The organism is Pantoea dispersa, from assembly GCF_035783935.1.
GTDB classification, from domain to species: Bacteria; Pseudomonadota; Gammaproteobacteria; order Enterobacterales; family Enterobacteriaceae; genus Pantoea; species Pantoea dispersa_C.
Genome location: NZ_JALKOV010000012.1, coordinates 155,579 through 163,818, shown reverse-complemented (window position 1 = coordinate 163,818; position 8,240 = coordinate 155,579). Strand labels below are relative to the sequence as shown.

The 8,240-nt window shown below is 55.9% G+C and carries 7 protein-coding genes and 1 riboswitch; of the genes, 2 read left to right on the top strand and 5 right to left on the bottom strand.

Features of this window, described 5'->3' with window-relative positions; genetic code table 11:
* Nucleotides 1–360: 360 nt before the first annotated feature.
* Together murI and btuB are read right to left on the bottom strand one after the other, a co-directional pair.
* Nucleotides 361–1,212, bottom strand: coding sequence for a glutamate racemase (gene murI / locus MXF20_RS20530; RefSeq protein WP_325971165.1), 852 nt, complete (start codon nucleotides 1,210–1,212; stop codon nucleotides 361–363).
* The gene (gene btuB / locus MXF20_RS20525; RefSeq protein ID WP_325971164.1) at nucleotides 1,157–3,037 is read right to left on the bottom strand and encodes a TonB-dependent vitamin B12 receptor BtuB; all 1,881 of its coding nucleotides are present in this window, start codon (nucleotides 3,035–3,037) and stop codon (nucleotides 1,157–1,159) included. Before btuB ends, murI begins: the two co-directional genes overlap by 56 nt.
* Before the next feature lie 68 nt (nucleotides 3,038–3,105).
* Nucleotides 3,106–3,287: riboswitch (cobalamin riboswitch) on the bottom strand.
* Between the two features lie 112 nt (nucleotides 3,288–3,399).
* On the opposite strand from btuB, the gene trmA reads away from it, so the two are divergent.
* Complete coding sequence (gene trmA / locus MXF20_RS20520) at nucleotides 3,400–4,503, top strand: tRNA (uridine(54)-C5)-methyltransferase TrmA (protein ID WP_325971163.1); 1,104 nt, start codon at nucleotides 3,400–3,402, stop codon at nucleotides 4,501–4,503.
* A gap of 35 nt (nucleotides 4,504–4,538) precedes the next feature.
* Here the strand turns inward: trmA and MXF20_RS20515 are convergent, their stop codons facing one another.
* Both MXF20_RS20515 and fabR read right to left on the bottom strand, forming a co-directional pair.
* Nucleotides 4,539–4,895: a YijD family membrane protein gene (locus MXF20_RS20515; RefSeq protein ID WP_325971162.1), complete on the bottom strand. Its 357-nt coding sequence runs from the start codon at nucleotides 4,893–4,895 to the stop codon at nucleotides 4,539–4,541.
* Between the two features lie 18 nt (nucleotides 4,896–4,913).
* Entirely contained in the window at nucleotides 4,914–5,558 is a 645-nt protein-coding gene (gene fabR / locus MXF20_RS20510; protein ID WP_031279587.1) for an HTH-type transcriptional repressor FabR, read from the bottom strand.
* A 193-nt stretch (nucleotides 5,559–5,751) separates the two neighbouring features.
* Between fabR and sthA the strand changes: the two genes are divergently transcribed.
* On the top strand, nucleotides 5,752–7,152 hold the full coding sequence (gene sthA, locus MXF20_RS20505) for a Si-specific NAD(P)(+) transhydrogenase (RefSeq protein ID WP_021506825.1): 1,401 nt from the start codon (nucleotides 5,752–5,754) through the stop codon (nucleotides 7,150–7,152).
* Here sthA and oxyR read toward each other — a convergent pair.
* Nucleotides 7,135–8,052 (bottom strand): DNA-binding transcriptional regulator OxyR, encoded by a 918-nt coding sequence (gene oxyR / locus MXF20_RS20500; protein ID WP_021506826.1) that lies wholly within the window; start codon nucleotides 8,050–8,052, stop codon nucleotides 7,135–7,137. The genes sthA and oxyR overlap by 18 nt on opposite strands.
* Between the last annotated feature and the right edge of the window lie 188 nt (nucleotides 8,053–8,240).

The following is an 8,240-nucleotide window of genomic DNA, read 5'->3' as shown; positions in this document are numbered from 1 at the left end:
GTGAATTAAACTTCGTAATGAATTACGTGTTCACTCAGCAAAGACTTGATATTTTTTAAAGCCCGTAGGCTTGTGATATCAATCCTGCGAGTGCCCACACAGATTGTCTGATAAATTGTTAAAGAGCGGTGCCGCGATTTCTCAAGCGGCGCGGGATGCGTATATTACGCTTTCCGCTTTCTCAGTCAAGCATTTATTTTTGCTTTTCTGAAGGTTGCCGTTAAAGGCCACCTCACTAACAGGGCGCTTCGTAAGCCGTTGTGCCGTGTCAGTGGAGGCGCATTATAGGGAGTTCTTTCGGGCTGACAAGGGCTAAATGCAAATTAATTTTCGAGTGCTGTTTTTTTCGGCGAAACCCCGTCAAATCGCCAGTTTTTCCAGCAGCGGGAAGCCATAACGCTGCAAAACCGGTGACAATTGCACCACTTCATCATCCATACGCGTACAAAACGCCACATTCTGTCCGCTGGAGCGTGCCTGAGGCGCTTCGTGCTCTAATAACCATGCGGTACGTCGTGCAATGGCCGCGCCGGAATCCACCAGCCGGGTGCCATCCGGTAACACCTGCTGCAACTCTTCACGTAACAACGGGAAGTGGGTACACCCCAGCACCACGGTATCCGGCGGCTCTTTCATCCGCAGCCACGGTTGCACTGCGCGCCGTACATCGTCCAGCGCCACTGTTTCTCCGTGCAGTTTGGCTTCCGCCAGCTCGACCAGTTCCGCCGAGCCCAGCATCTCGATTTTGCATTCACGCGCAAACTGCGCCACCAGCTCATGAGTGTAAGGCCGTTTCACCGTGCCGCGCGTGGCCAGCAGGCCGACCACGCCGTTACGCGTCAGGCGCGCAGCCGGTTTAATCGCAGGCACGACGCCGACCACCGGAAAAGCAAACCGCTGGCGCAGCGCGGGCAGCGATACGGTACTGGCGGAGTTACAGGCGATGACAACTAAGGCCAGCGGCACGCGCTGCACAATAGCATCCACCACCGCCACGACCCGCTCAACAATGTACTCTTCGCTTTTTTCACCGTAAGGGAAGCCGGCATTATCGAAGGCATAGAGATAGTGCAGGCCCGGCAGCAATTGCCGGACCTCATCATAGACGGAGAGCCCACCAACGCCGGAGTCAAACACCAGCACGGTGGGACGCAGATCAGAAGCTGTAGCTGGCGCTGAGATAGTACTCCGTTCCTGGAGTTTGATAGCCATACACTGTCTCGTAGTCTTTATCGAACAGGTTGGCAATTCTACCACGAACGGTGAGCTGTGATGTGACCGGATACGAAACTGCCAGATCCCATAAACTTACACCGCCCAGTTTAACGCGCTGCGGGGTAAAGGCGTGGTTGTAATCCGTATCGTAGCGATCGCCGAGATAATAATAGGTCAGTGACCAGTCGAATTCATATATCGTCCAGTCGAGCTGGTATTTCACCTGCTGCTTCGCACGGCGCACCAGCGGTTGATCGGTTTCAGCATCGCGCGCATCGACATAGTCGTAAGAAATCTGATGGCTAAGCGGACCGGTATCGAACGACGCCGTGGCTTCCACGCCCTTAATGCGCGCTTTATCGATGTTGTAATAGATATACGTGGTGGGATCGCTATCAATCAGATTATCGATATCGTTACGATAACCGGATACGCGCCAGTTTACCGGCCCGGTCAGGCCGGAGAAGCCCGCTTCCCACTGTTTGCTCTCTTCCGGCTTCAGGTCGCTGTTGCCATAGGAACCATACAGCTGGCCGAGACGCGGCGCTTTATACGCCGTCGCGTAATTGGCAAACACGCTGTAGCCATCGACGAACGCCCATGACGCTCCACCCTGCCAGGTGCCGTGCCAGCCAAACTGGCTGTTGTCGTCCCCACGTACCGCGCCTTCCAGCGTTACGCCGCCCAGCTGCTGCTGGGTGGTGGCATAAATGCCGGTGTTACGCAGTTCGGTGCTGTCAGCCACGTAAGCCGTGCCGGGTTCCGTGGTCTGTTTTTGCCAGTCCACGCCCGCGCTTACGCTGCCCTGCGCCACCTGCAACGTATTGCCCCACTGCACATTGTATTGCTTGCTGTCATCCAGCGTGGTCGACGGGCCGTAGCGGCCAGTACGTGGATCATAGTTATAGTCTTTGCTGCGGCTGTAGCTGGCGATCAGCTGCGTCGAGTAAATGTCGTTGCTATAACGCAGGCCGCTGTCCCAGGTCTGGCTGTAGAGCTGACGGGTATCGTTTAATCCATTGATGTTGAAACTGTTATCGTAGCTGTAGGTGCCATCGTAGGCCGTACGGTTGTCAAAACCGTAGCCGCGAATAAAGCCGCTCAGCCCGTCACTGAACTGGTGCTCCAGCGCGCCATACAGTGTCTTATTCATGAAGCCGTCGCGATCTTTCTGCGCCGGATCGCCATACACATCCGGCAGATTGGCCACCACATCATAGCCGCGCGTATAGGTGTAGTTGCCCGCCATGGTCAGCTGCGTGGCTGCGCCCAGCTGCTGCTGGGTAGAACCTTCATAGTTTTGATAGCCTTTCGAGCCCACGCCGGCGCTCAGTGTCGTGCCCGGCTTATCACGACCGGTAATGATGTTCACCACGCCGCCAATTGCATCGGAGCCATACACCGCCGAGCGCGCACCGCGCACATATTCGATGCGCTGCACCAGAGACAGCGGAATCTGGCTCAAATCGGATGATCCGGACACACCCGCCTGGTTTAGCCGGATACCGTCAATGAGTATGAGTACGTGGCTGGAGTTGGTACCGCGCACAAACAGCGAGCTCAGCTGACCGAGACCCCCGTTCTGCGCGATGTCCACGCCGGGCAGGCGACGCATGACGTCCGTCAGGCTTTTCGCCTGCCAGCGATCGATATCGTCGCGGGTGACGACTGTCGTCGGCGCGAGGACGGAAGAGACCGGCTGCAAAAACCGGTTAGCGGTAACGATTTGCGTATCATCATTCTGCTGCGCGTAGCCAGATTGCGCCCAGAGCGACAGCGCCGTTGCACTGAAGGCAAACAGCGAAGCGTGTGTTGTTTTCATTGTTATAGCATCCAAAAGACGAAGCAGGATGCCGCAGGTCCGGGATCGATAGCACGCGATGATCTCAGAAGTTGCGACGTCACACCGGCAGGTCTTCGGGCTGGGAATCATAAGTGGTGAAGACTTCCCATCCGCGAGGACAGTGTCTGCAATTGCGATCACCACGACATTCTTTTACCGCTGCGCGTCAGCTCCAGATTCACACTGGATTCCCTTTTAACTCAAGGAGGCCGGCTGCCGCAGTCTACGTTTAAGAAGGCCGGAAATCCAGACTGCCAGCCTGCCTGCGCTGCATGGGGCTGGACATCAGCAGGTGAATCCCTACAATCGCCCGGCAGGCAGGCTTAACACCAGGATTAAAGATGACACCCGAACAGCTCCCGATTGAACAATACGACGCGCAACTGGCGGAAAAAGTCAGCCGCTTACAGGCGATGATGGCACCCTACGCTGCGCCCGACGTGGAAGTGTTCCGCTCGCCGGTCAGCCACTACCGCATGCGCGCCGAATTCCGCATCTGGCACGACGGTGACGATCTCTACCACATCATCTTTGATCAGGAGACCAAACAGCGTATCCGTGTTGATCAGTTTCCGGCGGCCAGTCAGTTAATCAATGCGCTGATGCCAAAATTGATCGCCGCGATCCGCGATAATCGCGCGCTGCGTTTCAAACTGTTCCAGATCGATTATCTCTCTACCCTGAGCAACCAGATCGTGATTTCACTGCTGTATCACCGCAAGCTGGAAGCCGACTGGACCGAAGCCGCCACTGCGCTGCGCGATAGCCTGCGTGCAGAAGGGTTTGATGTGCAGCTGATTGGTCGCGCCACCAAAACTAAAATCTGCCTCGATCGCGATTACGTCGATGAGCGCCTGCCAGTGGCCGGCCAGGAGATGATTTATCGTCAGGTAGAGAACAGTTTCACCCAGCCGAATGCGGCGATGAATATTCAGATGCTGGAGTGGGCGCTGGACGTGACGCAAGATTCGCGCGGCGATCTGCTGGAGCTGTACTGCGGCAATGGCAACTTTTCACTGGCGCTGGCGCGTAATTTCCGCCGGGTACTGGCGACGGAAATCGCCAAACCGTCGGTGGCTTCGGCGCAGTACAACATCGCGGCCAACCACATCGACAACGTGCAAATTATTCGTATGGCGGCCGAAGAGTTTACCCAGGCGATGAACGGCGTGCGCAGCTTTAACCGCCTGGAAGGCATTGATCTCAATAGCTATCAGTGCGAGACCATTTTTGTCGATCCGCCGCGCAGCGGGCTGGATGATGAGACGGTGAAGATGGTGCAGGCCTATCCGCGTATTCTCTATATCTCGTGCAATCCGCAGACCCTGTGCGACAACCTCAGCGTACTGAGCGCTACGCATGCGGTCACGCGGCTGGCGCTGTTTGACCAGTTCCCTTACACCCATCATATGGAATGCGGTGTCCTGCTGACGCGCAAAGCCTAAAAAAAACGGGAACCCTGCGGTTCCCGTTATTGTTTTCAGTGCTTGTTCTTGCCGCGGCGGAAGCGCATGCCGATCCAGAACACCAGCGCCACCATCAGAATGGTCGGGATAAAGTTAGAACCGATATCCGGATATTCGGCACGTACCAGAGCGCTGTACACCAGAATCCCCAGCAGAAAGAATGCCGCTGCCAGCGAAGGCATGCCGTCCGGCATGTTGCGGTTAAGATAGCGCTGATGCAGACACCACGCGGCAAGGCCAAGGGCGATCAGCGGGAAAATCGAAAAGGGAACAAAGGTGCTGAACAGCACCGAAAAGGAGCCGTTGATAGCTAAACCGGTGATAAAAGCCAGTAACAGCGTTCCTTTATCGCGAGGGTTTTGCTCAATCATTTCATTATCCTTATCACATTACTCTTCGGGGGTTTCCAGGGTAACGGCCAGGCGCTCTTGCTCCCGGCGATACCAGTAATAAGCGCCTTTGGCGATCATCCGCAGCTGCAGCACCAGACGCTCTTCCAGTTTGCGCCGCTGTTCGATATCCACATCCAGCGCTTCTGCGCCCGCACTGAACACGATGGTGACCATCGCTTCGGCCTGCGCTTCGGTAAAGCTGCGCGGCATGCGGTTTTCCAGCTCAAGGTAGTCGGCCAGCTCAGCGATAAAGTGCTGAATTTCCCGCGCCACTGCCGCACGAAAGGCCGCTGAGGTGCCGGAGCGCTCGCGTAGTAAGAGACGAAAAGCGTTGGGATTGTTCCCGATGAACTCCATAAACGTGGCGACCGAGGTTTTAATAATGCTGCCGCCTTTGGCAATGCGCTGGCGCGCCTGGCGCATCAGCTGGCGCAGCATCAGGCCACTTTCATCGACCATGGTCAGGCCGAGCTCATCCACATCGCGGAAGTGACGGTAAAACGAGGTCGGCGCAATGCCGGCTTCGCGTGCCACTTCGCGTAAACTCAGGCTGGCAAAACTCCTTTCTGCACTTAACTGACTGAATGCCGCTTCAATCAGTGAACGTCGTGTACGTTCTTTTTGTTGCGCTCGAACGCCCATTTTCCCGGCCTTGTGAGTAATCAGGCAGGCACTATAACAAACTTTTCAGCGTACAGCGGCGCAAAGTTTGTGACCGCCTGTTAACCTCACTGATTGTCAAACTTTGCCAATTTACGCTGTTAGAATTCAGATGTGCGCGGCGAGATGTTAGAATCTCGTTGTAAAAATGTATAGAAACATAGGACGTACTGGTATGCAAAAGTCTTACGATTACGATGCCATTGTGATTGGCTCCGGTCCGGGCGGCGAAGGTGCGGCGATGGGGCTGGTGAAGCAGGGAGCGCGCATTGCAGTGATCGAACGCTACCACAACATCGGCGGCGGTTGTACTCACTGGGGAACCATCCCTTCCAAAGCTCTGCGTCACGCTGTCAGCCGTATCATCGAGTTCAATCAAAACCCTCTTTATAGCGATCACACCCGACTCCTGCGCTCTTCGTTCGCCGACATTCTGAATCACACTGAGAACGTCATCAGCCAGCAGACTGCCATGCGTCAGGGCTTTTATGAGCGTAACCGCTGTGAGCTGTATCAGGGCGACGCCCATTTTGTTGATGCCAACACCATCGAAGTGGAACAGCCAGACGGCACGCGCGAGCGCTTAACCGCAGAGAAGTTTGTCATCGCCTGTGGTTCCCGCCCGTATCATCCGGCAGACGTTGATTTTACCCATCCGCGCATTTACGACTCCGACTCCATCCTCAACCTGCATCATGAACCTGGCCACGTCATCATTTACGGCGCGGGCGTGATTGGCTGTGAATACGCGTCGATTTTCCGCGGCCTTAACGTCAAGGTTGACCTGATTAACACCCGCGATCGCCTGCTGGCATTCCTCGATCAGGAGATGTCTGATTCGCTCTCTTATCACTTCTGGAACAGCGGCGTGGTGATTCGTCACAACGAAGAGTTTGAGAAGATTGAAGGTGTCAGCGATGGCGTCATCATGCACCTCAAGTCCGGTAAAAAGGTCAAAGCCGATTGCCTGCTGTACGCGAACGGTCGAACCGGTAACACCGATTCACTGGCGCTGGAAAACGTCGGACTGGAAGCCGATGGCCGTGGACTGCTGAAAGTGAATAGCATGTATCAGACCGCGCAGCCGCACATTTATGCGGTGGGCGACGTGATTGGCTACCCGAGCCTGGCCTCTGCCGCTTACGATCAGGGCCGCATTGCCGCGCAGGCGATCATCAAAGGGGAAGCCACCGCGCACCTGATTGAAGATATCCCGACCGGGATTTACACCATTCCGGAAATCAGCTCTGTCGGCAAAACCGAACAGCAGCTGACGGCGATGAAAGTGCCGTATGAAGTGGGTCGTGCGCAGTTTAAGCATCTGGCGCGCGCGCAGATTGTCGGCATGCACGTCGGCAGCCTGAAGATCCTGTTCCACCGCGAAACCAAAGAGATTCTGGGTATTCACTGCTTTGGCGAGCGCGCGGCGGAGATCATTCACATCGGCCAGGCCATCATGGAGCAGAAGAACGGCGGCAACACGATTGAGTACTTCGTGAACACCACCTTTAACTACCCCACCATGGCCGAAGCCTACCGCGTGGCGGCGTTAAACGGCTTAAACCGCCTGTTTTAACGAACGGTCCAGATAACCCTGCATGTGGGTTTTAATTGCTTCTGCCAGCTGCTCATAGCGGCTGCGCAGAGGCGATCCCGGACGATAAACCAGCGCGATGGTGCGCTGTGGCACCGGTTTGTAGCACGGCAGATAGCACACGCCATCACGCACGCGCTCATTCGGCACCGCCAGCGACGGCAGCAAAGTGATGCCGCTGCCAGCGGCTACCATGTTGCGCAGCGTTTCCAGGCTGGTCGCGCGGAAATGGGTATCTTCATCAGCGCCGGCTTCGAAGCAGAAGCCCATCGCCTGATCGCGCAGACAGTGACCATCTTCCAGCATCAGCAATTTTTCACCGGCCAGATCTGACATCGGCACGCGATCGCGATCGTGCCACGGATGATCCTGATAGATCGCCAGCTTCATTGGCTCATCGAACAGCGGCACTTCAATAAAAGCTTCGCTCTCTTTTACCAGCGCCAGAATGGCACAGTCGAGTTTGCCGCTGTCGAGCTGCGCCAGCAGCTGCTGCGTTTGCGCTTCGTGCAGATACATTTCGAGTTTGGGGAAGGTCTGGTGCAGCATCGGAATAATATGCGGCAGCAGATAGGGACCGGTGGTCGGAATCAGACCAATGTGCAGCGGCCCGGACATGGTTTCGCCCTGCTGGCTGGCCATCTCCTTCAGTACTTTGACTTCACGCAGCACGGTTCGCGCCTGATCCACCAGCAGCAGCCCAGCCTGCGTAAACAGCACCTTACGGCTGGTCCGTTCCAGCAGCATCACACCCAGTTCATCTTCCAGCTTGCGAATCTGCCCGCTCAGGGTCGGCTGGCTGACATGACAGGCATCAGCGGCACGACGAAAGTGGCGATGTTCCGCCAGCGAAACCAGATATTCCAGATCACGAATGTTCATTGATAGCCTCCAAACCACGATAGCCCGTGGCGATAGATAGAATAGCAATGAACGATTAGCCCTATCAAGCGGTGAACAGGAATAATACCGGCCATCTGATTAAGACCACGGATTGTTAAAGCCACTGCGTCACACAGGCAACAACAACGATCCGGAGCAGCACCTGCAACCTGCTCACGAAATCACTG

Coding starts and splice junctions, on each gene's coding strand:
- murI (WP_325971165.1), bottom strand. CDS start 1,212: ATGGCTATCAAACTCCAGGAACGGAGTACTATCTCAGCGCCAGCTACA.
- btuB (WP_325971164.1), bottom strand. CDS start 3,037: ATGAAAACAACACACGCTTCGCTGTTTGCCTTCAGTGCAACGGCGCTG.
- trmA (WP_325971163.1), top strand. CDS start 3,400: ATGACACCCGAACAGCTCCCGATTGAACAATACGACGCGCAACTGGCG.
- MXF20_RS20515 (WP_325971162.1), bottom strand. CDS start 4,895: ATGATTGAGCAAAACCCTCGCGATAAAGGAACGCTGTTACTGGCTTTT.
- fabR (WP_031279587.1), bottom strand. CDS start 5,558: ATGGGCGTTCGAGCGCAACAAAAAGAACGTACACGACGTTCACTGATT.
- sthA (WP_021506825.1), top strand. CDS start 5,752: ATGCAAAAGTCTTACGATTACGATGCCATTGTGATTGGCTCCGGTCCG.
- oxyR (WP_021506826.1), bottom strand. CDS start 8,052: ATGAACATTCGTGATCTGGAATATCTGGTTTCGCTGGCGGAACATCGC.